Origin of the sequence: Mycobacterium pseudoshottsii JCM 15466 (assembly GCF_003584745.1) — a bacterium.
GTDB classification, from domain to species: domain Bacteria; phylum Actinomycetota; class Actinomycetes; order Mycobacteriales; family Mycobacteriaceae; genus Mycobacterium; species Mycobacterium marinum.
On sequence record NZ_AP018410.1, the window covers coordinates 1861020 to 1887717 of the forward strand.

Here is a 26698-nt window from a genome sequence, read left to right on the forward strand (position 1 = left end):
TATCAACAGGCCCGACGTGTCGTCCCGAGTCCAATCACCGGCCCAGCAACCATTGACGGTAAGCCCTCGCTAGTCGGCTCGCATGAAAGGCCACATCGCCCGGGTTCGCGGGTGCCGACCGGTCGCGGTCAAAAGGTGGGACGGCGTCAGTGGGGCAGCCGGGCTGGTGCGGCCGGCCGGAACGGCCGCGGAGACGGAGATGGCTTTGGCCAAAAGCCTTGTCGCGATCTCGGATTGCGTCGCAGGCCAGCCCGTCGAGCAAGCGTTGCGCGCCGAAAAGCATTGCTAAACAACCCGGTTGGATGAGCTGGCTCACCGGGGGTTTCGCGCGGTGAGCTGGAAGGTGAATTCGTGGTCGCAGATACGGATGTGGTCGCCATCGTTGAGCGTGACGGCGCCGCTGATCCGCTGGTGCTGTACATGCACTCCGTTGGATGACCGTAGGTCGTTGATGATGTAGTTGGTTCCGGTGTCGATGATGACGGCGTGGTGGCGGCTGACGTTCGCGCTGTCCAGGACGATGTCGTTGTCGCTGAGCCGCCCGATTCGGGTTGCCGCGGTCCGAATCGGGTAGTCGTGACCCGACGCGATGGTGTGCAAGTAGGCGACGGCCTGCTGGCCCGACACCATTGTGCGCTGGTCGAGCACCGTGACTGTGCCAACGGCGGTGGACTTGGCGTTCATCTTGGCGTCGAGTGGTTCCTGACGCAGGATTCGTTCATTGAGGGCCCGCAGGGTCGGGCCGGGATCGATGCCGAGGTCTTCGGCGAGGGTCGTCTTTACCCGGCGATAGGCACCTAGTGCGTCGGATTGGCGATCGGTGAGGTAGTAGGCGGTGATCAACTGCGTCCACAGCGGCTCGCGGTAGGGATGCTCGGCGGTCAGCGCTTCAAGTTCGGTGATCACCGCGGCCGCCCGGCCGCAGGCGATTTCGGCTTCCGCCTTCGCGGTATGGGCAAGGATCTTATCCTCGACCAGTGCGGTGGCGAACGCGTCGACGAACTGAAAGTCTCGCAGGTCGTCGAGTACGGGTCCACGCCATTGGGCCAACTCCCTCGACAAGTGCTGGCTGGCCTGCTCGAATTTGCCGGCTGCGGCCGCATGCACGCCGGCGGTCTTCTCGGCGATGAACCTCCCCAGATCGCACGTGCTATCCGGGATGCTGAGCCGGTAGCCCGGCGGGGCGGCGGCCAGCATGGCCCGTGGATCGATCCCGGTGCCGCTGAGAAGCTTGCGCAGATTGGACACGTAGGAGTGAATGCTGGCCCGCGCCCCCGCCGGCGGCCACTCCTCCCACAGGGCGGTGATCAGTGAGTCGACCCCGACCGGCCGGTTGCGGTTGATCACCAGCATGGCCAGAACCGCGCGCTGCTTGGGTGTGCCCAGCGGCACCAGCTCGCCGTCGATAGTCATCTCCAACGGTCCGAGTAGACCGAATTCGAGACGTTTGTCCACCATTGCGCTACCAGCCATTCCGGGTCCTCCGCGGCTTCACTCGCGTTCGCATCCCTAGCAGTCGGGTGTCATTACTGGTTTGTCGTTACTGGTTATTGTGGTACCAAGTTCGCCGATGCGGTGAGAACCGGGGATCCCGGCACGTCGGCGAGGTGTCGGGGCCGTCCGGCATCGGTGTCGGCCGTTGGTTCTGGCCGCAGATGGTTACCACGATGGCCGTTGAAATGCCCGCGCTGCCAAGACGATCACTGGTATTGCATGCGAATTGTCTTGGTGTGCTTGCGAACATGCCCGTGCGGGCGGCCGGTCCGGTGCGTGTGCACCGGGTGGGCCGCCCGCGGTGGTGATCGATGGTCAATTGCTGGCTTGGGTGGTCACGGCCATGAAGTCTTGGCTGGTGGCCCATGCCTGCATGAACAGGGCCATCGGGACCTGCTCGTCGCGCCCCTCGTCGCTGCCGCTGTCGTTGAGGTGCACGACCCCGTTGGCGGTGTCGACAACGGTCACGACCACCGCGTGGTCAGAAACCGGGTTGCCGGCCTCGTCCTTGTTGTCGATGGTCACGCCCCAGATCATTTCGGCGTTGACACTGACGATCACCGCGCGACCGTTGCCCAGGTGGTGCTCGAGGGCCTCCATGCCGGTGAGGACTCCGTTGCTCGGGGCGTTGTCCAGGTCGGTAAGAACAGCGTCGATGCCGTAGTGCGCCAGCAACGTCGCGATGTCGGCCTGGCTGGTGCCCTGGCCCGAGTTCGGGTTCTTGGTGTCGGCCGGCTTGGTGTAGATCGACCCGGGGTGCACGGCGCTGGGGGTCGTCTGGGCCACCTTGATTATGGCCTGCTCCGAGGGCTCCTTGCCGGTCACCTGACCGACCACGTCGGCGACGGCCATGATGAGGCAGTCGTCGTATTTCTGGTAGCGCCAGTACTTGGCGGCAGCCGCTGGGTCGCCGTACATCGTGCCGGACGCTGCACCGGCCGGGCTGGCCAGTCCCAGTGCAACGGCACCGGCGGCGATCGCGAAGGTGGCTGTCTTGAGGGCGGTGGCGATCTTGTTGATCTTCATCGTCTGTCCTTTTCTCAGTTCCGCGGGTGCGGAGTGGGCGTTGAGAAAAGGTTCTTATGTAGGCCTTTTTGTTATCTCCACGAATTCTTGGGGTGATCTGCTGCCCGCCGGTCGACGGTGGTCATCGCATGGGTCGGGCAGGTTCAGTTGCATGCCCAGGTGTCGATGTAGCCGCCCCCGAGCTTGCTCAGCGCGTCTTTCATCGCGGCGCTCAGGGTGGGCCCGACACCGCCTTCGAAAGTCTTGCCGTCGGCAGCCACCGCCCCACAGGCGGTGAAGGTGGTGAGCACTTTGCAGTCGGAGTAGCCACATAGTTTGACGGCGGTTGCTTCGGCGGCCGCTCGGGTCGGGTAGTGCGACGCTCGTCCCCAGGAGCCGTCGCCGGAGTAGGCGATCGCGCCGTATTGGTCGGCGGCATCAGCGACGGGTGCGAGCGTCAGGGTAGTTGCCGTGGCGGTAGCCACACTGGCGACGGCCACCGCTAACCGCCGCCGACGGGAGATCGTCGTCATTGGTGAGTCCTTTCCAAGTGCCGGTGCTCCGGCGGTTTCAACGGCTTGCGATGAACTGCGATGAACTGCGCTCACGACAATGGCTAGACCGGCTTGGTTGCGGTGACCTGCTTGCCCCAGTCGGACATGGTCAGCGTCACCGATGTGGCCGGGGTCGGCAGGATCTTGATCTGCACCAGGTGAGAGGACCCGTCGGTAGCTATCCAGACGGTGGTGGGCACCGTGGTGACGTCCGCGGAGGTAAGCCGCGAGCCGGCAAGCGTGGCGATGTCGTCCGCGGCCGAGTTCCCGGTGATCTTGGTGGTGGCTACACCGTTCACCTGCTCGCTGCCGGTGACGGATGCTTCCTTGAGGTTGGCCAGCAGGTTGGCCAACCCCTGGTTGGGGTCAAGCAACACCGAAACGTTGTAGATGGATGCCCCGTCACCGAAATCGGTATATGTGCCGGGCTGTCCCAGGTCCGAATACAGATGACCGTCGACATAGACGAACTTCGCGTCCTCTTGTTTGTTGCCGACGAGCATCGTCGCGCTTCCGGTGGCCACGGTCTGCGGTGAGTTGGAAATGTCGCCCTCGAGCTTGGTCACGCGCAAGTTCGGCACGTCGCCGTCCACCGTGAGGTTCACATGCATTCCGGTGACCTTGCGCATGGCCTCGGCGGCCTGCTTGAGGATGGTGGCCGCCTCGGCGCTACTGGTGGTGACGGTGGTGCCGGTGGCCGTCCCGGGTCCGCCGGAACCACCGTTGCTCGAGCAGCCCCCGATCGCGAGCACGACTGCCAGTGTGACGGCGGTGGCGACAACGGAACGAGGCGGATGCTTCATCGGAATTCTCCTTATGTTGGCCCACGGCATTGTCCTGCTTAGCAATCTGTGAGCGGCACAGTCAACAATCCATCACCGAACTCGAAGGGCCCGAGTGGGTGTGAAAGTTTTGGGTGCAGATCCTTGCGGGCACTGGGATTGCGGATCCGCCGGCAAGTCCCCAAGCTCCGCTTTCGGACCGGAAACGACGGATGCGGGGATCCGGAAATCAGGATCCCCGCACGCCCGGTCGGTTGGTCCTAGGTCAGCTGGCTGGCGTATTCGGGGCAGTAGACCTTGGTAGCGTCCACGACGAAGTAGGCCGCTTGCTTGGTGGTCAGGTTGGTCTGGCTGAGGATCTCCTCGGCGATGTCGGTGCCCGTCTTTCCGTTGGCCAATTCCTGGCAGACCTGGTGGCCCTGGCGCACGGCCGACTGAGTTGAGGAGAAGGTGACGCCGACTCCCTTCATCTGGGCGATGAAGGTCTCGTCACCGGTGCTGGCGTTCGCGGCGCCGGCGCCGGCGATGGCGAGGCCGATTGCGGTGGTGATGGCTGCGGTGATGCGCGGTGAGAACATGGTGGCGATCCTCTGTCGGTGATTTTCCGTTGGTGATTTCACCTTGAGGCCGGCGCCTTGGCGGATTCTAAATAAGTTCTTGGCAAGTTCTTGGCGCCCGTCCGCCAACCCGCCTTGGCGATGATCGGCACACTGAGATTGGTTTGAAAAGCACTGTTGCATAATTGAACTCGCCGATAGCAGGCCGAAGCGGGGATCCCGGGCCGGGATCCCCGCGTGGTTGGCGAAGGGCTAGGCGAGCTGGCTGGCGTACTGCGGGCAGTAGTCCTTGATGGCGTAGACCACGAAGTAGGCCGCTTGCTTGGAGGTCAGGTCGGTCTGGCTGAGGATTTCCTCGGCGATGTCGGTGCCCGTCTTGCCGCTGGCCAATTCCTGGCAGACCTGGTGACCTTCCCGGTCGGCCGCCTGAGGTGAGGAGAAGGTGACCCCGACCGACTCCATCTGTGAGATGAAGGCGGCGTCGTCGGTGCTGGCCGCAGCGCTGCCTGCGGTCGCGATGGCTAGCCCGACGGCGGCTGCGCCGATTGCGGTGGTGACGGCTGCGGTGATGCGGGTTGAGAACATTGCTGAGGTCCTTTGCTCTGGTTTCCCTGGCTGGATGACCCCAGCATCGGGCCGGCCGCTCCAAGGATTCTCAACAACTTCTTGGCGCACTCCAGTGGTGGCGTCGCGGCGGCTGCGCGCCGGCATCGTGGCTAGCCCGCGCGAGCTCGATCCGCGCCATTGGCCATATGCCGCTCCCGTTGCCGGCATTGGGCTGTAGCGCTGCACCGTTGACCTGGATCACGATTTCGCGGCCGCTCCTGCGTGGTTCCTCCCGGCAAATGCCCTGATGGATCTATAAGCAAGGAGAGCAACCGAATTCTGGTGGTAGGCGTTGTGTCCGACCGTGAAAGTTGCGGTGCTCGGCACAGTTAGTCTGGCTTCGGCGTGGACGATAGTGGACGTCAGTGTGGCTCTATGCGAGCAATTTTCGCGTTTGATGGCTAGGCGGCGAAATTGGGCTGTCTACGGTGTCGACTGCGGTTGGCGGTCAGTGTGGCGCAATGCGAGTGGTTTTCGAGTTTAGCGGTTGGAGTGCGAAGTATCTGCTGGTCACAGCCTGGATGGCTTTCGTGGCCAATGTTGCTGAACGTGAATGCTTTTCACCTTTTGTGTAGCGATGACAAGTTAACCAAAATGCGACATATGTTGCGTAGGAAGACGGTACGATTCGCCTCGACGCATCGTGCGAAGAAGACAGCGTGGCTGCTGGGGTGAACACGAGCAGGTGGGAGGGTTGTGATGTCGTTTGTCGTCGTCTCGCCAGAGGTATTGGCGGTGGCGGGCAGGGATCTAGCAAGCATCGGCTCGGCGATCAGTCAGGCTAACGTCGCCGCCGCGGTGCCGACCATGGGCGCGCTGGCCGCGGGTGCCGATGAGGTGTCGGCGGCGGTCGCCGCAGTGTTTTCCGGACATGCCCAGGCCTATCAAGCGCTCGGCGCCCAAGTGGCGGCGTTTCACGACCAGTTGGTAACCGCCCTTGACGCGGCTGCGGGGAAGTATGCAAGCGCGGAGGTCGCCAACGCCTCGCCGTTGCAGGCAGTGCTCGACGTGGTCAATGCGCCCGCCCAGGCGCTGTTGGGGCGCCCGTTGATCGGCAACGGCGACGATGGGGTGGCGGGGACTGGACAGAGTGGAGGCGACGGCGGGATCTTGTACGGCAATGGGGGCGACGGCGGCTCCGGAGCGTTCGGCCAGATCGGCGGTACCGGTGGAAGCGCGGGGTTGATCGGCGCCGGCGGAACAGGTGGGGCCGGGGGGGCTTGGCGCGGCCGGGGTGCCGGTGGCAACGGTGGCTGGCTGTTCGGCCAGGGCGGGGCCGGTGGGATCGGCGGTAGCGGTGCGGCCGGGGGTGCAGGCGGCAACGGTGGGTGGCTCTACGGCGACGGCGGTGCGGGCGGGCAGGGTGGTGCGGCCGCGGCGGGTATCGGTGGCGGCGACCCCGGGCAAGGGGGCAACGGTGGCAACGCCTACCTGTTCGGCAACGGCGGCAGCGGCGGGCAAGGCGGCACCGGCCTGGCCGGCGCGGACGGCGTGAACACCTCTAACGACACAGCAGGCCCCGGCGCGTGGGGCAACAACGTTACAACCTCGATTGGCGATGCCAACGGCGGTAACGGTGGCAGCGGTGCCGATGGGGGCTCGGGGGTGACCGGAGGCACCGGTGGGGTCGGCGGGTTCGCCATCAATGACGGCAGCGGTGACGCCTATGGAGGTTTCGGCGGGACCGGCGGCAACGGCGGGGCTCCTGGAGCTTCGGGCGGCGATGGAGGACTGGGCGGGCCTGCCGTCACTTCCAGCGGCAGCGCCTATGCGGGTATTGGCGGGACCGGCGGCAATGGGGCCAGCGGCGCTTCCGGTGGCACCGGCGGGACCGGCGGCGGCGGCGGGGGTAACGGTGGTCGTGGCGGGATATTGGTCGGCGACGGCGGCATCGGCGGTACCGGGGGCACCGGGGGCACCGGGGGCACCGGCGGCATCGGCGCCACCGGGGGCGCCGGGGGACCGGCGGGGTTGGTGGTTCCGCCGGCTCGACTGACGGTGGCGTGGCCGACGCCAATATTGGCGGCGACGGCGGCATTGCGGGCACCGGCGGCGACGGCGGGACCGGCGGGGTTGGCGGGGTTGGCGGCAGCGGCGGTGCCGGCGGGCTGCTGTTCGGAAATGGCGGCGACGGCGGTGCGGGTGGCGACGGCGGAGTCGGTGGTACCGGTGGGAATGGCGGAGTTGGCGGTGACGGCAGTTCGTCTGGCACCGGGGCCGGCGGCTCTGGCGGCGATGCCACGGACGGCGGAACCGGGGGCGACGGCGGCTCCGGCGGAGGGTTCGGCACCGGCGGTGCCGGTGGCACTGGCGGGTGGTTGATCGGTCACTCGGGTACCAACGGCATCGGTGGGACTGGCGGTGCGGGCGGCGCCGGCGCTGTCGGTGGCGACGGTGGCGTGGGTGGCGATCCAGGCGTCGGGACAACCTACAACGGCATCAGCGGCCATAACGGCGTGCAGGGCGGTACCGGCGCCGACGGCGCAGCGGGCTGACCCGGTACGGTTACCGCGCGCTTTGGCGCCACCACCGCCAGCGGGGCTGCATCGCCAGAATCGTTCTAGGCCCGCGTCATGGCGTAGTAGGCGCCCCGGTTGGCCAGCAGCTCCGCGTGGGTGCCGTGTTCGACGATCTGGCCCGCCTGCACCACCAGAATCTGGTCGGCGTCACGAATCGTCGAAAGGCGATGGGCGATGATGAAGCTGGTTCGATCCCGGCGAAGTTCGGCGGTTGCCCGTGCGATGAGCAGCTCGGTGCGGGTGTCGACCGAACTGGTGGCCTCGTCCAGGATTAACAACTGCGGGCGGGCAAGAAATGCGCGGGCGATGGTGATCAGTTGCTTCTCGCCGGCGCTGATGTTGCTGCCGTCTCCGCTGATCCGGGTCTGATAGCCGGCCGGCAGCATGTGGACGAACCGGTCGACGTAGGCCGCTTTGGCGGCTTGGATGATGTCGTCCGGGCTGGCCTCCGGACGCCCGTAAGCGATGTTCTCCGAGATCGTCCCGTCGAACAACCAGGTGTCCTGGAGCACCATGCCGATGTGCGACCGCAGTGACCGCCGGCTCACCGTGGTGATGTCGATTCCGTCGACCAGGATGAGGCCGGAATCGACCTCATAGAACCGCATCAGCAGGTTGACCAGCGTGGTCTTGCCGGCACCTGTCGGTCCGACGATCGCCACCGTGCTGCCCGGTTCGGCCACCAGTGACAAGTCGTGGATCACCGGATGGCCCGGGTGATAGGCAAAGTTCACCCGCTCGAACTCCACGCGACCGGTCAGGGTCGGGGCGCGGCCGGTCCGGCTGACCGGCGGTTGCAGCGCCGACGCGGGGTCGGCGGCTTCTTCGGGTTCGTCGAGCAGCTCGAACACCCGCTCTGCGCTGGCCACACCGGACTGCAGGCTGTTGTACATGGCCGCCACCTGCGACACCGGTGTGTTGAATTGCCGGACATATTGAATGAACGCCTGCACGCTGCCCAATGTGATTTGACCGGTGGCCACCTGCAGGCCCCCCATCACCGCGACCGCTACATAGCCCAGGTTGCCAATGAACGTGGTCGCCGGCTGCACCAGGCCAGAGAGCAGTTGGGCGCCGAAACTGGCCTGGTAGACGTCATCGTTGAGGTTGTGAAACTGCTCGCGTGCTGCGGCCTGGTGGCCGAAGGTCTTGACGACCGTGAAGCCGCTGTAGGTCTCTTCGATGTGTGCGTTGAGGCGTCCGGTACTGGTCCAATGCGCAACGAACAGCCGTTGTGAACGTCGGGTGATCGCTCGCGTCACCAGCAACGACAACGGCACGGCCAGCAGGGTGATCAGTGCCAGCAGCGGCGAGATCCACACCATCATCGACAGCACCGCGACCACGGTCAGGATCGCGGTCACCAGCTGGCTGATCGTCATCGATAGCGACGACTGAATGTTGTCGATGTCGTTGGTGACCCGGCTCAGCAGTTCGCCACGCTGACGTCCGTCGAAGTAGGACAGTGGCAGCCGGTGCAGCTTGTGCTCGACGTCGGCGCGCAACGCTGCCACGGTGCGCTGCACGGTGACGTTGAGCAACCGGGCTTGCCCCCAAATTAGCAGGGAAGCAATGAGATACAGGGCCAACGCCAGTGCGAGGGTTCGTACCACCGCACCGAAGTCCACGCCTTGGCCGGGGGTTACCTTCATTCCCGACAACAGTTCGGCGAAGGTATTGTCACCGCGGGCCCGGGCGCCGGCAATCGCTTGCGCCTTGGTGATTCCGGCGGGCAACTGGCGTCCGATCACGCCGTTGAACAGCAGATCGGTGGCGTGGCCGAGGATTCGGGGAACGGCCACCCCGATCGCGGTGCCGACGATGCCCAGGGCGATCACCGCAAGACTGCGCCGTCGTTGTGGGGCGAGCCGTTTCACCAGCCGCGTCGCCGAACCCCAGAAGTCGCGCGATCGGGTTGGCGCCGGGGCGCCGCCTCGGGGTCGCTGGTTGAGTGCCGCGGTCACGAGACGCCCCTGATGTCGGCGGTCACCGACTGCGAGACGGCAAATTCGGCATAGGTGGGGCAATCGATCAGCAGGGAATCGTGAGTGCCCGCCCCGACAACTCTGCCATCGTCGATCACGATCACTTGATCGGCCTGTGCGGCAGTCGAAACGCGTTGTGTGACAATAATAATGGTCGACTTTGTGGCAAGTTCTCGCAGCGATGCGCGGACCTGCGCATCGGTGTGCACATCAAGGGCGGAGAATGCGTCGTCGAACAGATAGACCGCGGGTCGGCCGATGATCGCCCGGGCGATCGCGAGTCGTTGACGCTGCCCACCGGAGAAGTTGATCCCGCCCTGCGCGACACGCATCTGCAGGCCGTGCGCCCGGACGAATTCCTCTGCGGCCGCGACCCGCAGCGCCTCCCACATCTCTTCGTCGGTTGCGTCGGATTTGCCGTAGCGCAGGTTGTCGGCGACGGTGCCGGAGAACAGGTAACCGCGCTGGGGCACCAGCCCGATCGCCGCCCACAACCGCTCGGTCTGGTAGTCGCGGACATCAATCCCGTCCAGCAGCACGGTGCCGCCGGTAACGTCGTAGAGCCGGCAGATCAGCGATATCAGCGTCGACTTGCCCGAACCGGTGCTGCCGACAATCGCGGTGGTGGCTCCCGGCGGTGCCGACAAGGAGATGTCTTGCAGCACCGGGCAGTCGGCGCCGGGATAGCTGAAGGTGATGTTTTCCAACCGGACCGCGCCGGTGATGCCGGCAGCGGGGAATCTGGGGTGTTGCGGGTTGTTCAGTGCGGCGGGAGTCGAGAGCACCTCGGTGATGCGCTCCGCGCACACGGCGGCTCGCGGCAGCACCACCAAGGTCATCGTTGCCATCAGCACCGCCATCAGAATCTGGGCGAAGTACGACAGAAATGCGCTCAGCGAGCCGACCTGCATCCGGCCTTGGTCGATCAGCAGGCCACCGAACCAGATCACCGCGACGCTGGACACGTTGATCGTCAGCGTGGTCACCGGCAGCATCAGCGCCTGCCAATTGCCGGCCCGCAACGCGGTGCTCGCCAACGCGGTGTTCGCCTGGGCGAACCTGTCCCGCTCGAAGGGCTCCCGAGTGAACGCGCGAACCACCCGGACGCCGGACAGCTGGTCGCGCAGCACCCGGTTGATGCCGTCGATCAACGCCTGCATGCTGCGAAACAACGGCAGCATGTGGGTCATGATCCAGTAGTTCGCCAGCGCCAAGATCGGAACGCTGACCAGCAGCAGCCAGGTCAGCGCGGCCTCTTGATGAACCGCCATGATGATGCCGCCGATGCTCATTATCGGCGCGGCCACCAGCACGGTGGCAGTCGTCTGCACCAGGAACACAATCTGGCGGACGTCGTTGGTGCTGCGGGTCAACAGCGTCGACGCGCCGAATCTGGCCGTCTCGCGTTCGGAAAAGGTGATCACATGCTCGAACATCGCGGCGCGCAGGTCGCGGCCGAAGCCGGTCCTGGTGCGGGCTCCGAAGTAGACGGCACCCACCGCGCACAGCACCTGTAGTCCGGTCACGCCGAGCATCACCACACCCAGCCGGATGATGGTGTTGGTATCGCCCTTGGCGACTCCGTCATCGATGATCGCGGCGTTGACCGTGGGCAGGTACAGCGAGGCCAGGGTGCTGATCAGCTGCAGCGCCATCAGCGCGGCGACCAGCCGACGGTACGGCCGGATGTACTGGCGCAGCAGTGCCAGGAGCATGGGGTAACTGTCGCATACCGTGTCGGCCCGGTGCTGGGGCCGGCCGCATCGGCCAGGACGAAATGCCTGATCAGGTGGCGTGTCGGTGGTTGACCCGCGGGGCTGCGGCTACAGTGCATGCTGTGACCAGCAGTAGAGAGGTAAGCGGTGCGGCGTAATTTGACGACGCTGGCCCTGGCTGCGGCGGCATTGATGGCTCTGAGTCCCGCAGTTGCAGGGTGCTCCAATTCCGGTGACAACAATCCCGGTGCGACGGCTTCGTCGACCCCGGGCAGCTCCGAGGGCCGTCACGGACCGTTCTTTCCGCAGTGCGGCGGTGTCAGCGACCAGACAGTGACACAGTTGACCAGGATCAGTGGCCTGATCAACACGGCTCAGAACTCGGTGGGGTGCCAGTGGTTGGCGGGCGGCGGCATCATGGGCCCGCACTTCTCCTTCTCCTGGTACCGCGGCAGTCCAATCGGTCGTGAGCGCAAGACCGAGGAGCTCTCCCGCGCGAGTGTCGAGGACATCAACATCGACGGCCACAGCGGCTTCATCGCCATCGGCAACGAGCCCACCCTGGGCGACTCGTTGTGTGAGGTAGGGATCCAGTTCCAGGACGACTTCATCGAATGGTCGGTGAGCTTCAACCAGAAGCCATTCCCGCTGCCGTGTGACGTCGCCAGGGAACTCACTCGTCAGTCGATTGCGAACTCGAAATGAGCGGTGGGATGCGTCGTGGATCTCGGCGCGGTAATGGTGCAGGCCTGCGCGCGGCGGCCGTGCTGCTGGCGGTGCTGGTGTCGATAACCGGCTGCTCGAGGTCGATTTCGGGCAACGCCATCAAAGCGGGCGGGGGTGGGGTCCCACGCAACAACAATTCCGAGCAGCAGTACCCCAACCTGCTCAAAGAATGTGAAGTGCTGACCACCGACATCCTGGCCAAGACGGTGGGCGCCGATCCGCTCGACATTCAGAGCACGTTCGTCGGCGCGATCTGCCGCTGGCGGGCGGCCAACCCGGCCGGGCTGATCGACATCACCCGGTACTGGTTCGAGCAGGGCAGCTTGAGCAACGAACGCAAGGTGGCCGAGGGACTGAAGTATCAGGTCGAGAGTCGCACCATTCAGGGCGTCGACTCGATTGTGATGCGACCCAATGACCCCAACGGCGCATGCGGCGTGGCAAGCGACGCCGCCGGAGTTGTCGGCTGGTGGGTCAATCCTCAGGCCCCCGGTATCGATGCCTGCTCGCAGGCCATCAAGCTGATGGAGCTGACGCTGGCCACCAACTCCTGACTGGCGGGACACCCGGGGATGGGTGCTACCCCCGGGTGTCCGCGTCGGGCGACGGTTCGCTAGCGCGGCACGTGGAACGTGATGAGGGCAGCGCCACCGAGTTCGAGATCTTCCCAGCGGCCGGCCACCTGCAGCACCGCAATCGCCGACGTCGGGAATTTCGCCGAGAGCCGTTCGGCGGCGGCAGCGTCGGTGCCGGTGGCGCCGGCGAGGCCCAGTGCCACCTCGGACATCGTTGGCTCATGCCCGACGACGAGCAGGGTCGCGACGTCCTCGCCAATCCGGTTGATCTCGCCGATCAGCGTGCCGGGCACGGCGCCATAGAGCCGCCGGGAATAGTGCACCGGTGCATCGATACCGCTGCGTGCCAGCGTCTCTTGGGTACGGATCGCGGTGGAGCACAACACCTCGTCGACGGCTGGCGCATTGCCGCGCAGCCAGTCTCCGGCCAATCCGGCCTCGCGACGCCCGCGCGGTGCCAACGGTCGCTCATGGTCAGCCACACCAGGCGGATATTGGGATTTCGCATGCCGCATCAACAACAGCGTGTGCCGGTCACTCATTCGGCCCACCCTAAGGCCAACCGGGTTGGCGGCACCGACGCGCGTGCGAATCATCAGCTCGGTGGCGAACACCGTGCGCACTTCGCCGCGCACCAGATGGCGACCCGCTCTGCGCTGCCCGCGATGCGAATGGATGTTCGACTACGGCGGGCGGCGTGGGTCCTCGATCCCGTGCCGACCGCTTGCGAGCCGAACCTGCCGGGCGAGGTCCCGCGTCTTGTCGGTGCCCAGACCTACACTCGCGTTGCCCTGATAGACACGCTTTTTCGCTAGGAGGTCACCAGGATGCGATTCCTGCACACCGCCGACTGGCAGCTGGGCATGACCCGCCACTTTCTCGCCGGTGACGCGCAGCCGCGCTATTCGGCGGCGCGCCGCGATGCGGTGGCCGGTCTGGGGGCGCTGGCTGCCGAGGTGGGTGCCGAGTTCGTGGTTGTGGCCGGTGACGTCTTCGAACACAATCAGCTCACGCCCCAGGTCATCAGCCAGTCCTTGGAGGCCATGCGCGCCATCGGTGTTCCGGTCTACCTGCTTCCGGGCAATCACGACCCGCTGGACGCTTCTTCGGTATACACCGGCGCACTGTTTCGTACTGAATGTCCGGACAACGTTGTCGTTCTCGATCGCTGCGGTAGTCACCAAGTGCGTCCGGGAGTGGAGCTTGTCGCCGCTCCGTGGCGGTCCAAGGCTCCCACCACCGATCTTGTCGCCGACGTGTTGGCGGGACTGTCCGAAGGGGCTGGCACCCGAGTGCTGGTCGCCCACGGGGGAATCGATGCGCTGGACCCGGATCCCGGCAAGCCCTCGCTGATCCGGCTCGCTGGGCTCGAGGACTCGGTGGCGCGAGGAATGTTGCATTATGTGGCGCTCGGGGACAAGCATTCGCTGACTCAGGTTGGTGGCAGCGGCAGGGTGTGGTACTCGGGATCGCCGGAAGTCACCAACTTCGACGACGTCGAATCTGACCCCGGCCACGTCCTCGTCGTCGACATTGACGAAACCGACCCGTGCCGCCCGGTCTCGGTGACAGCCAGGCGGGTCGGCTGCTGGCGGTTTGTCACGCTGCGCCGGGAAGTGGACACCAGCCGTGACATTGCCGACCTCGATCTGAATCTGGATCTGATGACCGACAAGGACCGCACCGTGGTGCGGTTGGCCCTGACCGGTTCGTTGACCGTCACCGACCGTGCCGCGCTGGATGCGTGCCTGGACAGGTATGCGCGGTTGTTCGCCTGGCTGGGCCTGTGGGAACGCCACACCGACCTGGCCGTGATTCCGGCGGATGGTGAGTTCAGCGACCTCGGCATCGGCGGTTTCGCTGCGGCCGCCGTTGACGAGTTGGTCGCAACCGCTCGTTCGGGTGCCGACGGATCCGCAGTCGATGCTCAGGCGGCGTTGGCTCTGCTGCTGCGGCTCACAGATCGGGGCGCGGCATGAAGTTGCACCGGCTGGTACTGACCAACTACCGCGGGATCGCGCATCGGGAGATCGAGTTTCCAGACCACGGTGTGGTGGTTGTGTGCGGCGCCAACGAGATTGGAAAGTCCTCGATGATCGAGGCTTTGGATCTCCTACTGGAATTCAAGGATCGCTCGGCGAAAAAGGAAATCAAGCAGGTCAAACCGACCAATGCCGACGTCGGATCCGAGGTCACTGCCGAAATAAGCAGTGGTCCTTACCGTTTCGTCTACCGGAAGCGTTTTCACAAGAAGTGTGAAACACAGCTGACGGTGCTGGCGCCTCGTCGCGAACAGTTGACCGGCGACGAAGCCCATGAGCGGGTCCGGGCGATCTTGGCGGAGACGGTGGACACCGAGTTGTGGCGTGCCCAGCGGGTGCTGCAGGCCGCGTCGACCACGGCGGTGGATCTGTCCAGCTGTGATGCGCTTTCCCGCGCGCTCGATATTGCCGCCGCCCATTCGGCCACCGACGTGGCGCTCTCGGGTGCCGAGCCAGTGCTGATTGAACGCATCGATGCCGAGTATTCGCGCTACTTCACCCCAACCGGACGTCCCACCGGCGAATGGGCGGCAACCCTCGCTCGGCTGAGCGGAGCCGAGACTGCGGTAGCGGAGTGCGCCGCGGCGGTATCCGAGGTCGACGAGCGCATCAGTCGCCATGGTGAACTAACTAGGCAGGCAGCCGAATTGGCGCCGAAGTTGGCTGCAGCCGGTTCCCGGCTGGCGGCTGCGCGGCAGGCCGCCGACAAGGTCGCGGGGCTGAAGGCAGAAGCGCATGAGGCCAAGCTCGTCACCGCTGCGAAGGCCGCAACCAGCTCGGCTTCGGCGGCCGCTCATGCTGAACGGCGTGCCCTGTGCGAGGAAATCGACAGTCGCGCCAAGGCGCTCGAGGCCCTGCAAATCGATGCGCAGCACGCCGCCGACCAGCGGGCGATGGCGAGCGCCGATGCGCAGCGGTGCGACGTCGCGGTCGAGGAAGCCACGGCTAGCCTGACGGCGGTTCAACGCCGTGCCGAAGCCGCCCGGCGCTCTCTCGACCAGATCGCCGACCGCGAACAGGCGCAACGGTTGAGCGCCCGACTGGCCAGGATCGGAGAGGTCCAGTGTGACCATGACCGGGTCTGCGCCCAGCTATCCGAGGTGACACTTACCGAGGCGCTGCTGAAACGAATCGAATCCGCTGCGGCGAGCGTGGATCGGGTGGACGGGCAACTCGCGTTGATTTCCGCGGCGGTGGAGTTCACTGCGGCCGCCGATATCGAGCTGGTGGTTGGCGGTCAACGGGTGCAGTTGTCGGCGGGTTCGAGTTGGTCGATGACGGCCACCGGCCCCGCGGAGGTCGAGGTCCCCGGGGTCCTGACGGCGCGGATCACCCAGGGGGCGACCGCGCTGGAGGCGCAGGCCAAATATGTTGCAGCACAAGAAGAACTTGCGGTGGCATTGGCCGCGGGCGGCGTGGCAACCTTGGCGGAGGCCCGATCGGTCGAACAGCGCCGCCGCGAACTGTTGGGGCGCCGCGACCAGTTGAACGCCACCCTGGCCGGGCTGTGTGGTGACGAGCAGGTAGACCAACTCCGCTGCCGGCTTGCACAGCTGCAGGCCAGCCAGCCCGCTGAGCCCGATCTGTTTGCGACCGATGCCACGGCTGCCCGTGCCGAACTCGAGGCGGCCGAGGCCGCCCGGATAACGGCCGGCAAGCAGTGCGAGGATCAGCGCAAGCTCGCTCTCGCGGCAAGCCGGCGTCTCGCCGAAACCTCTACTTCGGCCACGGTTTTGCAGAGCAGGCTGGAAAACGGGCGGGCCGAAGTCGAAGCGGCCACCTCGCGGCTGGCCACCGCGCGGGCCGCGGTTAGCGATGCCGACCTCGCGTCGGCGGCCGATGCCGATCTGCACGTGCTGCAGGCGTCGCAGCGTCGACTCGCCGAACTGACCGAAGTGCTGGACGCGGCCGAGCCCGAGGCGGTAGCCGCCGAAGCACGGGAAGCCGCCGAGATCGCGCAGTCACTGGATGAGCGCCACGATGCCGTTGTCGCCGCGCTGCGCGACATCAGCGTCGAACTCTCGGTGTTCGGCAGCGAAGGTCGGCAGAGCAAGCTTGATGCGGCAGAGACCGAACGTGAGCATGCCGCTAGTCAGCACGCCCGCATCGGACGCCGCGCCAGAGCCGCCCAGCTGTTGCGATCGGTGATGACACGGCATCGCGATACCACCCGGCAGCGCTACGTCGAGCCCTATCGAATGGAGCTACAGCGACTCGGGCGCCCGGTGTTCGGGCCCACGTTCGAGGTCGATGTCGCTAGCGATCTACGGATCCGCAGCCGGACTCTCGACGATGTCACGGTGCCTTACGAGTCGTTGTCCGGCGGCGCCAAAGAGCAGCTCGGCATATTGGCCCGGTTTGCGGGCGCGGCGCTGGTGGCCAAGGAGGACACCGTTCCGGTGGTGGTAGACGATGCGCTGGGATTCACCGATCCAGACCGCCTGGCCAAGATGGGGGGAGTGTTCGATACCGTGGGAACCCATGGTCAGGTGATCGTGCTGACGTGCAGCCCTGACCGATACGACGGTGTCGCCGGCGCGCACCGGATCGATCTGAATCTTTAGTGATCGGGCCGCCCCGCGTCATACACTGATCCCAAAACGGGGATGAGCGGTGGACATTGAGTGCGATTACGTAGTGGTCGGTACGGGCTCAGCTGGGGCGGCGGTGGTCAATCGGCTTAGCGCCGATTCGGGCACCTCGGTGGTGGCGCTCGAGGCCGGGCCGAGCGACAAGAATCGCTTCATCGGGATTCCGGCGGCGTTTCCCAAGCTGTTCCGCAGCGAAGTCGACTGGGATTACACGACCGAACCGGAGCCGCAGCTGGGCGGGCGCGAGATCTACTGGCCCCGGGGCAAGGTGCTCGGCGGCTCGTCCTCGATGAACGCGATGATGTGGGTGCGCGGCTTTGCCGCCGACTATGACGAATGGGCTCGGCTCGCCGGCTCGCACTGGTCCTACGGCGAGCTGCTCGGCTACTTCCGCCAGATTGAAGACGTCACTGCCGCCTGGCACTTCGTCAATGGTGACGACAGCGGTGTGACGGGTCCGCTACAGATCTCCCGTCAACGGAGTCCGAGTCCGCTGACTGCGGCCTGGCTGGCCGCCACACGCGACTGTGGGTTCCCGCCGGTGCAGCCGAATTCCGCAGAGCCGGAAGGTTTTTGCGAAACGATCGTCACTCAGCGCCGCGGCTCCCGGTGGAGCACCGTCGACGCGTATCTCAGACCGGCGATGGGGCGCAGGAACCTGAGCATCCTCACCGGTGCGACGGCGACCCGAATCGTCATCCACGGTACCCGGGCGACTGGCGTCGAGTACCAGCGCGAGGGGCAACACTGCACGGTGCATGCCCGCCGGGAGGTCGTGCTCTGCGGCGGCGCGGTCAACAGCCCGCAGCTGCTGATGCTCTCGGGCATCGGAGACCGTAGTCATCTCGCCGATCACGGAATCGAAACCGTCTACCACGCGCCAGAAGTGGGCCAGAATCTACTGGACCACCTCATCACGCCGCTGGGCTTCGACGTTGCCGGGGACAGTCTGGCCGCCGCCGAAAAGCCCATGCGGCTGATCAACTATCTGTTGCGGCGCCGGGGCATGCTGACCTCCAACGTCGGCGAAGCATACGGATTCGTCCGCAGCCGGCCGGGTCTGGACCTACCCGACCTGGAGCTGATCTTCGCGCCGGCACCGTTCTACGACGAAGGACTGCCCGCGCACCCGCCGGGCCACGGCGTGGTTTTCGGGCCGATCTTGGTTGCCCCACAGAGCCGGGGTCAGATCACGCTTCGGTCTGCCGATCCCCATGCCAAGCCGATCATCGAAGCCCGCTACCTGTCCGACCCCGGCGGTGTGGACCGTGTCGCGATGATGGAAGGCCTGCGGATCTGCGCACGTATCGCCCAGGCGCCCGCGCTCCGCGGCCTGCTGGGGCCGGTGGCGCGGCCGCACAACAGCAGCGAGCTCGATGAAGCAACCCTCGAGTTGGCCCTCACCACCTGTTCGCACACCCTGTATCACCCCTTGGGTACCTGTCGGATGGGCAGCGACGAGGCGAGCGTGGTGGATTCGCAGTTACGGGTGCGCGGGGTCGACGGCCTGCGCGTCGCCGACGCGTCGGTGATGCCGAGCACGGTGCGTGGACACACTCATGCCCCATCGGTGCTGATAGGCGCCAAGGCTGCCGACCTGATCCGCAATTGAGCCGGGCTCTAGGGGCCCAACCGGCGGCCCCTTGAGCTGCCGACGACAGCCCGTCTGGGCAGAATACTGCCCATGATGGGCCGACGCCGATGACGATGAGCGACAAACGGCGCCGGGCGCACGAGAAACTCGCGGGAATGCCGGGTGTGCGGCCGGTGCGCCGGCCGGTGTCGCCGGGCAACGACAGCGAGTTTGATCTGTACTACGTGCGCGCCGGCCGAAAGTCGGCGCATCCGCTGGTCATCATCCCGGGCGGGCCGGGAGTGGCGTCGATGCTGGTGTACAAGGGGTTGCGCCGGCGTGCCGCCGCTGCCGGTCTGGATGTCATCATGATCGAGCACCGCGGAGTGGGGATGTCGCGCCACGATGACTCCGGAGCCGACCTACCGCCAGAAGCTTTCACAATCGATCAGGTCGTCGACGATATTGCCGCGGTGCTCGATGACGCCCATGTCGACTCGGCTGTCATCTACGGCACGTCATACGGCACCTACATTGCCGCTGGAGTCGGCGTCCGTCACCCGGCCCGGGTACGGTCGATGATTCTCGATTCGCCGTTGCTGTCTCGCGATGACATTGCGCTTGCGCGCGAGACCATTCGTAGGCGGCTACTCGACGGGGATAGCCCGGAGACCGCTGCGCTGGCGGCCAAGGTTCGGCAGCTGGTCGATGCCGGGGTGATGACGGCCCGCGCATCCAAGGTCGCAGCGGCGGTTTACGGGTACGGCGGAGCGCGGCTTCTGGAACGCCAATTGGATCTCCTGCTGTGCGGCCGGATGATCTTGTGGCACGTGCTTTTCCGGTTCTCTGCCATGTATGCACGCAAGGTGCCGTACCGCTACGAGATGGACCTGGTCGGTCGCATCGCGTTCCGCGAACTGGACTACGCGGCCGAGCCCGACGGCCTACCGCTCGATCCCGCTCAGGCGATTCGCGAAACTATTGCGGCGACAGATCAGTTCGAGTCCGAGCCGTACGACTTGGTGGCCGAGATGCCCAGATTCGGCTGGCCAACCGTGGTTGTTTCGGGCGGGCACGATCTCACTACCCCGGCCATGGTCGCCGAACATATCGCATCATTGCTGCCCAACGCGGTGCTGATAGAGCTACCGACCATGGCGCACAGCGCCCTTGACTTCCGTGAGCCCGCGGCCCTGGCCATTGCCGGGGCGGTATGTCGGGGGGAGTTCGGAGCGCTCACCGGTCGAGGGGCGGAGCTGGACGCAATGCCGGCGCGGCTGCCGATCCGCGCCTTGTGGAAAGCGATCGAACTGGCGGCTATGGCGGAGCACGCGCTACCGGCGCCGCTGCTGCATCGCCGGGTCAGCTCCGCATGAATCCGATCGCGGTGTAATCCAGATCGGCGAGGCCCCTGGCGCCAAAATTTGCCAGCGTGCTGAGGACGGCAATCGTTCCCGGTGATTGGGTCAATGGCAGGCTGAACCCCTCGGCCCAGATGAGCTTATCCACCTCATTGGCCAGCGCGAGGGCCTTGGCCGGATCCAGCTCCTGCAGCGTCCGCTCGATCGCCGCATCGATCTGTGGGCTGCCGATCTTCCCAAAGTTGCTTTCCCCGTCGGACATGTAGATCTGGGTGAGCGAGGAGAGGGGGAAAGCGTCGCCGACCCAGCCGAACAGCGCAATGTCGAAGGCCCCGACATTGACGTAGTTACTGAAAAAGCCACTGCCCGACCTCGATTGCAGTTCGAGTTTGACGCCGATCTGGGCCAGGCTGTACTGAGCGACCTGCGCGAATTGGCGACTGCTCTGAGCTTCGTAGAACAGCAAGCGGACGACGAGCTGATGGCCGTCTTTCTCCCGGAACTTGCCGTTGAGCTTCCAGCCCAGGGCGTCGAGCTCCCGCTTGGCCTGCTCCGGATCGTAGGGACTGCTGTTGTCCTGATAGCCCTCCTGCCCGGCGACGAAAACATGATTGTTCAACGGCGCCGGATCATTGGTCAGGCCGTATAGTGCCACTTTGGCTATCGTCCGGCGGTCGATCCCCTTGCAGACGGCCAACCGCAGCGCCGGGTCGGCGAGGACCGCTCCCGGGGCACCGTTGAGGGTGAAATGGCTCCAACTGGGAGCCGGCGCGCGCCGGATCGAGATCCCCTTGGTGCGCTCGGCGATGGTGAGTTGATCGAGTGAACCGATCCCGGTCGCGTCGATGGTGAAGTTCTGCAGGGCAGGTATCCGCGCGGCGTCATCGAGAACCAGGTAGGTGATGCTGTCCAGGCGCGGCTTCTTTCCCCACCATTTAGGGTTGCGAGTCAATACGATTCGCTGTGCGCTGCGGTCCAGTGAGGTGACGATGAACGGGCCTGCGGAGGGGCCGGGTCCGGTGAGTTGTCCCTTGTTGAACGCCTCGGGCGTGGCGGTCATGCTGCTGGGCAGCAGCATCCCGTTGCCGGCAAACATCCCACGCCACTCCGCGTAGGGTTTGGCAAACGTCACCATGGCTTGACGATCATCGACTCCCGGGGTCACTGACGCGACACGGTCGGAGCCCCCGCTCGAGGCGATTTCGAATCTGTTGTCCGCGCCGCTGGTCGCGTGGATCTGACTCGCGATGTCACGCCAGGTGATCGGCGTGCCATCAGACCAGAATGCTTTGGGATTGATGGTGTAGGTGATCACTTGCGGGTTGGTCTTGGTGAGTTCGACGCTGGTGAAGTAGTCGTGGTCGACCGTCGTCGAACCGTCTGGACCGATGATGAAGGCCCGCGGCAGAGTGGCTTTGACCATCGCCGCAACCTCCGCCGAGTTGCCGTCGATATGCAAGATATTGAAATTGGGTGGGAAGTCGGTGAGCGAGAGCCTCAGGTCACCACCGTCTTCGAGGGTGGCGGGATCTTGCGGGTTGATATCGCTGCTGCTGCCGACCGCGGTGGACCCGCTGGTCGCGGCGGGGAGTTGGGTGCTGGCCGAACAGCCGGCAAGCAGGAGCGTCACGGTGAGCAATGCGGCACCGGCACACCGGATTCGACGCCGTGCCCAGGGGCGAGTCGGCCGCCGCGACCTCGCGCCAGGCCCGGGCTGGACGCCGTCATGCCGATCTGCGTTAGTCAGCATTGCCCGGAATCGGTTGTGGCACCGCGCCCAGCAGACGCTGTGTGTACTCGTGTTGCGGATTGCCGAAAACCTCCTGGCTGTTGCCCTGCTCGACGATGCTGCCGGCAAACATGACGACCACGGAATGGGCGAGGTGTTTGACCACTGAGAGGTCATGGGAGACAAACAGGTACGACAGTTTGAACCGCGCTTGCAGGTCCAGGAGCAGGTTGATGATTCCGGCCTGGATCGAGACGTCGAGGGCGGACACCGGTTCGTCGAGCGCCAGAATCTTGGGTTGCAGCGCCAGCGCTCGTGCGATACCGACCCGTTGCTTCTGTCCGCCGGAGAATTCGGCGGGATAGCGGCTGGCATCGCTACGACGCAGCCCGACGATGTCAAGCAGTTCGGCAACCCGGTCCTGGGTATCGGTCTTGTTGAAGCCGTTGGCTTGCAGTGGTTCGGCCAACAAATCGGAGATCGGCAGCCGCGGGTCCAGTGAGGCGACCGGATCTTGAAAGACCACCTGGATATCGCGTCGCAGCGCTCTGCGACTCGACGCGGTCAAAGTGGTGACATCGGTGCCCAGAACTTCGATCGATCCCGATTGTGGCGCGGCGAGCTCCAAAATCTGATGCAAGGTAGTGGATTTTCCTGATCCAGACTCACCCACGATGCCCAACGTGTGGCCCTGGCGGAGTTCGAAACTCACGCCGTCGACCGCGCGCACCTCGCCGATCGATCGCCGCAGCAGCACGCCCTTGGTCAGCGGATATGTCTTGACCAGGTCGCTGACCCGGACGACCACCGATGAGTCGGCGGGCGCCGGCTCGGTGGCCTCGGTCTGCACGCCATAGATGTCGGCGGCGCTGCGCCCGTTCACCTGATCGGTGCGAATGCAGGCAGCCCGGTGATTCTGGCCGACCTCGATCAACTCGGGTTCGTCGGAGCGGCATTCATCGATGACCAAGGGACAGCGGGGTGCGAACGGGCAGCCCCGATCGAGGCCGGCGAGCGACGGAGGGGCACCCGGGATTGGCACCAATCGGGTGTCCTGCGGGGCATCGAGCCTGGGGACTGAACCCAATAGTCCGATGGTGTAAGGCATTCGGCGATTGTGGTAGAGGTCGTTGACCGTAGCCTTTTCCACAACTCGCCCGGCGTACATGACCAGCGCTCGATCGGCGAACTCGGCAACCACACCCAGGTCGTGGGTGATGATGAGCACTCCGGCCCCGGTCACATCCCGAGCCGTCTTGAGCACGTCGAGGATCTGGGCCTGCACGGTCACGTCCAGAGCGGTGGTGGGTTCGTCACAGATCAACAGATCGGGATCGTTGGCGATGGCGATGGCGATGACTACCCGTTGGCGTTCACCGCCGGAAAGCTCATGCGGAAACGCGCGGGCGCGTCGCTCGGGTTGTGCGATACCAACCAGTTCAAGCAGCTCCACCGCACGCCGCCGCGCCGCCTTCCTGCTGAAAGTGGGCTGATGTATCTCGATGGTTTCGGCGATTTGATCGCCGACGGTGTAGACCGGGGTCAAAGCGGACATCGGATCCTGGAACACGGTGCCGATCACCTTGCCGCGGAACCGCGACATCGCGTCGTCGGCCAGCCCCAGTAGCTCGGTGCCCTGCAACCGGACCGAGCCACGGACCTTGGCGTACTCGGGTAGCAGACCGACTACGGCCATGGCCGCCGCGGACTTGCCCGATCCGGATTCGCCCACCATCGCGACCACTTCGCCGGGGGCTACCTGGTAGCTGATGCCGCGCACGGCGGTGACCGGATCGTTCTCGGTGGGGAAGGTGACGGCCAGATCGGTCACCTCGAGCAGCGGGTTCATCGGTCACCACTTCGCAGCGTCTTGCTGGCCGGGTCCAGTGCGTCGCGCAAGCCATCACCGGTCAGGTTGGCGCAGACCAGAATCAACACCAGGACCCCGGCCGGGAACAGGAACACCCACGGGAACGTGGTTGCCGACTGGGTGCCATCGGCGATCAGGGTGCCCAACGACACGTCCGGTGGCTGGATGCCGAAACCGAGGAAGCTCAAGCCTGTTTCGGCCAGGATGGCGGCCGCGACATTGAGTGCCGCGTCGATGATCAGAATCGACGCCACATTGGGTATCACGTGGCCGGTGATGATCCGCCGGCTGGAAACGCCCATATACCTTGCCGCTCTGATGAACTCGCGCTCGCGCAGGCTCATGGTCATGCCACGCACCATGCGGGAGCTGATCATCCAGCCGAATCCGGCCAGCAGCAGCACCAGGAACATCATGTTGGTCGAGTTCTTGGTACGCGGAGTGACGATCGCAATCAGGATGAAGCTGGGCACCACCAACAGCAGGTCCACCAACCACATCAGGGCTCGGTCTCGCCACCCGCCGAAATAGCCGGAGACGGCACCGACGGTGGCGGCGATTCCGGTGGAGATCACCGCCACAAAGACGCCGATGAGCATGGATTTCTGCATGCCCCGCAACGTCTGCGCGAGCAAGTCCTGACCTAGCGCATTGGTGCCCAGCCAATGACGGGTGCTCGGTGGCTGTAGCAGCGCGTCGAAATCGAGGTCCTCGTAGGAGTAGGGCAGCACCGAGGGCAGCGCATAGCACCCCACGAACAGCACCACCAGCACCGCCAGCGATGCCACCGCGGCCCGGTTACGCAGGAACCGGCGCAGCACCAGCGTGCGGCGTGAGGTGAACTCGACTTGCGTGGCTTGATCGGTCATGAAACCCGGACCCTCGGGTCGAGCGCCGCATAGAAGATGTCGGAGAGCAGGCCGGCCAGCAAGACCACGGCCCCGGAGAACACCGTGATCGCTGCGACGATGTTGGTGTCCTGGGTCGCGATGCCCCGGACCGCCCATTCACCCATGCCGTGCCAGCCGAAGATCTTTTCGACAAACACCGCGCCGGTGACCAGTCCGGCAACCCCGTAGGCGAACAGCGTTGCCATCGGAATCAGTGCGGTTCGCAGCCCATGTTTGATGAGCGCGCGCCGGCGGGTGAGGCCCTTGGCGCGGGCGGTGCGAATGAAGTCCTGGCCCAGCACGTCGAGCATCGCATTGCGCTGGTATCGGCTGTAGCCCGCCGCGGCGCCCAACGCCAGCGTCAACGATGGCAGGACCAAATGTTTCAGGCGGTCACCGAATGCTGCCCAGGTTCCACCGTCCACGCCCGGTGAGGTCTCGCCGGTGTAGTCGAACAGCTGAAATCCCAGCGCCCAATTCACCCGCAGTGCGCCCAGAATCAGCAGGTTGGCCACGACGAAGGTCGGGGTGCTCAGCACCAGCAATGCCAGCATGGTGATCACCCGGTCACTGAACCGGTATTGGCGGATGGCACCCCATGCGCCGATCGCCACGCCGAGCGCGGTGCCGACTACCGATCCGATGAGCAGCAGCCGCAAGCTGGTTCCGATGCGGCGGCCCAGTTCCGCGGAGACCGGCTGACCGCTGATGGTGACACCGAAGTCGCCGCGAACGGCATGGGTGACCCAGTGGGCGTAGCGCACCGGTATCGGCTTGTTCAATCCGAGCTCGGCGGCCTTCGCGTCGATCACCGCTTGAGGTGGGCGCGGGCTGCGCTGCATCAGGCTTTCCAGCGGCGAGAAGGCCAGCGAGGTCAGGCAGTAGGTCAAGAACGAGGCCAGCGCGAGGAGCACAACGTAGTTGAGCAACCGGCGCGCCAGAAATCGTGTCATGCCCATCCACCGTGTTGCATTGGGACAGGGTAGCGAGAAGCGGGTGTGTAGCGCCGCTGACAATGCCGACCAGACGGCCCCCGATGTCGACGGTCCTCGCTGATTTTGGCGTTTGCAGCAACTGCACGCGTTGCCGCTCAATTTCGGTGGGACGGGTTCGTGTGATGCGGGCGGCGGCCGGTACGGCAACGCCGGGGGTGGGTCGATCGCTTTGCGATCCTGCTGATTTTCACCGGTGAAATTCGGGCATTCGGTTGTTAAACTCCTGCGCGGCTTCGCTTTGTGTAGCAAATTTTCTGCCGGGACATATAAGGAGACGTGCGTGACGGTTACCGACGACTACCTGGCTAACAACGCGGATTACGCGAGTGGCTTCGAAGGTCCGCTGCCGATGCCGCCGAGTAAACACATTGCGATCTTGGCCTGCATGGATGCGCGCCTGGACGTTTATCGCCTGCTCGGCATCAACGAAGGCGAAGCGCACGTCATTCGCAACGCAGGGGGCGTGGCCACCGACGACGCCATTCGCTCATTGGCGATCAGTCAGCGGCTACTGGGGACCCGAGAAGTCGTGCTGATTCACCACACCGACTGCGGTATGCTCACTTTCACCGATGACGACTTCAAGCGTGGAATCCAGGACGAGACCGGAGTCAAACCCCCGTGGGCGGCCGAGGCGTTCCCGGATGCGGCGGAGGACGTCAAGCAGTCGCTGCGCCGCATCGAGAACAGCCCGTTTGTCACCAAGCACGTCTCATTGCGCGGCTTTGTTTTCGACGTCGCCACCGGCAAGCTCAACGAGGTCACGCTCTAGCGCGACATCAACCCACCTTGTAGGTCGCCAGGGCCTTGGCGAGCAGCGTGCCTTCGGGGTCGACGATCTCGGCCTCGCAGTTGACCAAGGAGCGCCCACGTCGCAGCACCCGGCCCACCCCGATCACGTCTGTGGCCCGTGCCGGCGCCATGAAGTCCAGCGCCAGCGACACCGTGACGCCGCGCAGCTCGGGCGGCGCCTGCCCGCTGCACCAAGCGGCGGCCATGACCGTCAGGTCGGCAAGGGTAGCGATGGCCCCGCCGTGCACCATGTCGCCGATCGTGACGTTGGACGGGTCCCACGGCAGCCCAGGGCTCCGGCGTTGTTGATTAGCAGGCTTGTGAGCTGGGTTGATGA

Annotated in this window: 22 protein-coding genes and 1 pseudogene; 9 read left to right on the forward strand and 14 right to left on the reverse strand. The window is 65.3% G+C overall.

Annotation, left to right across the window (positions count from 1 at the left end):
- Positions 1 to 312 precede the first annotated feature (312 nt).
- From embR to MPSD_RS08440, 6 genes are all read right to left on the reverse strand, one after another.
- Positions 313 to 1473: an ATPase/transcriptional regulator EmbR gene (gene embR / locus MPSD_RS08410; protein ID WP_086085520.1), complete on the reverse strand. Its 1161-nt coding sequence runs from the start codon at positions 1471 to 1473 to the stop codon at positions 313 to 315.
- A gap of 336 nt (positions 1474 to 1809) precedes the next feature.
- On the reverse strand, positions 1810 to 2520 hold the full coding sequence (locus MPSD_RS08420) for a C39 family peptidase (protein WP_020788192.1): 711 nt from the start codon (positions 2518 to 2520) through the stop codon (positions 1810 to 1812).
- A 143-nt stretch (positions 2521 to 2663) separates the two neighbouring features.
- Positions 2664 to 3032 (reverse strand): DUF4189 domain-containing protein, encoded by a 369-nt coding sequence (locus MPSD_RS08425; RefSeq protein ID WP_015356740.1) that lies wholly within the window; start codon positions 3030 to 3032, stop codon positions 2664 to 2666.
- A gap of 83 nt (positions 3033 to 3115) precedes the next feature.
- Positions 3116 to 3856, reverse strand: a complete 741-nt coding sequence (locus tag MPSD_RS08430; protein WP_015356739.1) for an LppX_LprAFG lipoprotein — start codon at positions 3854 to 3856, stop codon at positions 3116 to 3118.
- A gap of 239 nt (positions 3857 to 4095) precedes the next feature.
- Positions 4096 to 4413, reverse strand: coding sequence for a DUF732 domain-containing protein (locus tag MPSD_RS08435; RefSeq protein ID WP_020788191.1), 318 nt, complete (start codon positions 4411 to 4413; stop codon positions 4096 to 4098).
- 231 nt (positions 4414 to 4644) lie between these two features.
- Positions 4645 to 4977 carry a DUF732 domain-containing protein gene (locus tag MPSD_RS08440; RefSeq protein ID WP_020788190.1) on the reverse strand — a complete coding sequence of 111 codons (333 nt, stop codon included), beginning with the start codon at positions 4975 to 4977 and terminating at the stop codon, positions 4645 to 4647.
- Positions 4978 to 5697: 720 nt separating this feature from the next.
- Between MPSD_RS08440 and MPSD_RS08445 the strand changes: the two genes are divergently transcribed.
- Together MPSD_RS08445 and MPSD_RS30705 are read left to right on the forward strand one after the other, a co-directional pair.
- Positions 5698 to 7320, forward strand: coding sequence for a PE family protein (locus MPSD_RS08445; RefSeq protein ID WP_420811845.1), 1623 nt, complete (start codon positions 5698 to 5700; stop codon positions 7318 to 7320).
- The gene (locus tag MPSD_RS30705; protein ID WP_238559420.1) at positions 7317 to 7493 is read left to right on the forward strand and encodes a hypothetical protein; all 177 of its coding nucleotides are present in this window, start codon (positions 7317 to 7319) and stop codon (positions 7491 to 7493) included. The genes MPSD_RS08445 and MPSD_RS30705 overlap by 4 nt, the downstream gene beginning before the upstream one ends.
- A gap of 65 nt (positions 7494 to 7558) precedes the next feature.
- Here the strand turns inward: MPSD_RS30705 and MPSD_RS08450 are convergent, their stop codons facing one another.
- Positions 7559 to 9481, reverse strand: coding sequence for an ABC transporter ATP-binding protein (locus MPSD_RS08450; RefSeq protein ID WP_086085518.1), 1923 nt, complete (start codon positions 9479 to 9481; stop codon positions 7559 to 7561).
- Positions 9478 to 11217 carry an ABC transporter ATP-binding protein gene (locus tag MPSD_RS08455; RefSeq protein WP_020788186.1) on the reverse strand — a complete coding sequence of 580 codons (1740 nt, stop codon included), beginning with the start codon at positions 11215 to 11217 and terminating at the stop codon, positions 9478 to 9480. Before MPSD_RS08455 ends, MPSD_RS08450 begins: the two co-directional genes overlap by 4 nt.
- Positions 11218 to 11409: 192 nt before the next feature.
- On the opposite strand from MPSD_RS08455, the gene MPSD_RS08460 reads away from it, so the two are divergent.
- Together MPSD_RS08460 and MPSD_RS08465 are read left to right on the forward strand one after the other, a co-directional pair.
- Positions 11410 to 11922: a DUF3558 domain-containing protein gene (locus MPSD_RS08460; protein ID WP_223161945.1), complete on the forward strand. Its 513-nt coding sequence runs from the start codon at positions 11410 to 11412 to the stop codon at positions 11920 to 11922.
- Positions 11919 to 12497, forward strand: coding sequence for a DUF3558 domain-containing protein (locus MPSD_RS08465; protein ID WP_020788185.1), 579 nt, complete (start codon positions 11919 to 11921; stop codon positions 12495 to 12497). Before MPSD_RS08460 ends, MPSD_RS08465 begins: the two co-directional genes overlap by 4 nt.
- 59 nt (positions 12498 to 12556) lie before the next feature.
- Here the strand turns inward: MPSD_RS08465 and MPSD_RS08470 are convergent, their stop codons facing one another.
- Complete coding sequence (locus MPSD_RS08470; RefSeq protein ID WP_036427462.1) at positions 12557 to 13060, reverse strand: SixA phosphatase family protein; 504 nt, start codon at positions 13058 to 13060, stop codon at positions 12557 to 12559.
- Between the two features lie 285 nt (positions 13061 to 13345).
- Between MPSD_RS08470 and MPSD_RS08475 the strand changes: the two genes are divergently transcribed.
- The 4 genes from MPSD_RS08475 to MPSD_RS08490 all read left to right on the forward strand — a co-directional run bounded on the left by MPSD_RS08475 (position 13346) and on the right by MPSD_RS08490 (position 20100).
- Positions 13346 to 14497: a metallophosphoesterase family protein gene (locus tag MPSD_RS08475; RefSeq protein ID WP_020788182.1), complete on the forward strand. Its 1152-nt coding sequence runs from the start codon at positions 13346 to 13348 to the stop codon at positions 14495 to 14497.
- A complete protein-coding gene (locus MPSD_RS08480; RefSeq protein ID WP_086085516.1) occupies positions 14494 to 17124 on the forward strand; it encodes an AAA family ATPase in 2631 nt (876 codons plus the stop codon). Before MPSD_RS08475 ends, MPSD_RS08480 begins: the two co-directional genes overlap by 4 nt.
- A gap of 49 nt (positions 17125 to 17173) precedes the next feature.
- Positions 17174 to 18763: a GMC family oxidoreductase gene (locus tag MPSD_RS08485; protein WP_036426795.1), complete on the forward strand. Its 1590-nt coding sequence runs from the start codon at positions 17174 to 17176 to the stop codon at positions 18761 to 18763.
- 89 nt (positions 18764 to 18852) lie between these two features.
- Positions 18853 to 20100, forward strand: a complete 1248-nt coding sequence (locus tag MPSD_RS08490) for an alpha/beta hydrolase (protein WP_020788179.1) — start codon at positions 18853 to 18855, stop codon at positions 20098 to 20100.
- Here the strand turns inward: MPSD_RS08490 and MPSD_RS08495 are convergent.
- From MPSD_RS08495 to MPSD_RS08510, 4 genes are all read right to left on the reverse strand, one after another.
- A complete protein-coding gene (locus MPSD_RS08495; RefSeq protein ID WP_020788178.1) occupies positions 20087 to 21724 on the reverse strand; it encodes an ABC transporter family substrate-binding protein in 1638 nt (545 codons plus the stop codon). The two genes, MPSD_RS08490 and MPSD_RS08495, sit on opposite strands and share 14 nt — an antisense overlap.
- A 100-nt stretch (positions 21725 to 21824) precedes the next feature.
- Entirely contained in the window at positions 21825 to 23663 is a 1839-nt protein-coding gene (locus MPSD_RS08500; protein WP_086085515.1) for a dipeptide ABC transporter ATP-binding protein, read from the reverse strand.
- Positions 23660 to 24553, reverse strand: coding sequence for an ABC transporter permease (locus MPSD_RS08505; protein ID WP_011741667.1), 894 nt, complete (start codon positions 24551 to 24553; stop codon positions 23660 to 23662). Before MPSD_RS08505 ends, MPSD_RS08500 begins: the two co-directional genes overlap by 4 nt.
- Positions 24550 to 25527, reverse strand: coding sequence for an ABC transporter permease (locus MPSD_RS08510; RefSeq protein ID WP_012395714.1), 978 nt, complete (start codon positions 25525 to 25527; stop codon positions 24550 to 24552). The genes MPSD_RS08505 and MPSD_RS08510 overlap by 4 nt, the downstream gene beginning before the upstream one ends.
- A gap of 322 nt (positions 25528 to 25849) precedes the next feature.
- Here MPSD_RS08510 and MPSD_RS08515 point away from each other — a divergent pair, with 322 nt between their 5' ends.
- Positions 25850 to 26341: a beta-class carbonic anhydrase gene (locus MPSD_RS08515; protein WP_011741665.1), complete on the forward strand. Its 492-nt coding sequence runs from the start codon at positions 25850 to 25852 to the stop codon at positions 26339 to 26341.
- A 7-nt stretch (positions 26342 to 26348) separates the two neighbouring features.
- Here the strand turns inward: MPSD_RS08515 and MPSD_RS08520 are convergent.
- Positions 26349 to 26648 (reverse strand): annotated as a pseudogene (locus tag MPSD_RS08520) (PaaI family thioesterase); the annotation flags it as partial.
- Positions 26649 to 26698: the final 50 nt, after the last annotated feature.